The sequence below is a fragment of the Streptomyces sp. SID3343 genome, from assembly GCF_009865215.1.
Taxonomy (GTDB): domain Bacteria; phylum Actinomycetota; class Actinomycetes; order Streptomycetales; family Streptomycetaceae; genus Embleya.
Genome location: NZ_WWJX01001281.1, coordinates 1 through 792, shown reverse-complemented (window position 1 = coordinate 792; position 792 = coordinate 1). Strand labels below are relative to the sequence as shown.

The 792-nt window shown below is 74.9% G+C and carries 1 protein-coding gene; it reads right to left on the bottom strand.

Annotated features, from left to right (window positions below; genetic code table 11):
• Positions 1 to 792 (bottom strand): ATP-binding protein (locus GT354_RS40215; protein WP_161361434.1); only part of this gene is annotated, 792 nt, incomplete at both ends.

Below are 792 nucleotides of genomic sequence, written 5' to 3'. Positions count from 1 at the left end.
TGGCGCAGCTCACGCCCCGGAACGTCGGCGTTGACCGCCCACCCCGTCCCCGCCAGGCGCCGCGCCGCCCGCTCCCGGGCCACCCGAACCCGCCCGGCCACCACCGCGGACGCCTCCCCCGACCCCTCCGGCGCGAGCAGCTCGGCCCGCGACACGGCGTCCACCGTGACCCGCACGTCGATCCGATCCATCAGCGGCCCCGACAACCGCGACAGATACTTGCCGCGCATCAACGACGAGCACGTGCAGTCCAGCCCACGCCCCGAGAATCGCCCGCACGGGCACGGATTCGCCGCCATCACCAACAAAAATCGCGCGGGAAAGCACAGCATCCCGCCGCTGCGCGCGACCGTGACCGTGCCGGACTCCAACGGCTGCCGCAACGCGTCGAGGACCCGGCCGCTGAACTCCGGACTCTCGTCCAAGAAGAGCACCCCGCGATGGGCGAGCGAGACCGCGCCCGGGCGCGGCATGCCGTTGCCGCCGCCCACGATCGCGGGCATCGTCGCGCTGTGGTGCGGCGCGCAAAACGGCGGCACGGTCACCAACGGCAGGTCGGGGCGCAGTGTCCCGGCGATCGAGTGCACCGCGCTGACCTCGAGGCAGGCCGTGCCGTCGAGTGGCGGCAGAATCCCCGGCAGCCGCTCGGCGAGCATGGTCTTGCCCGCGCCCGGGCTGCCCAGCAGGAACAGGTGGTGCCCGCCCGCGGCGCACACCTCCAAGGCTCGCCTGGCCCGGCCCTGCCCCGCGACATCCGCGAGGTCCGCGACCGGCGCGCCCGCGGGCGCCGGG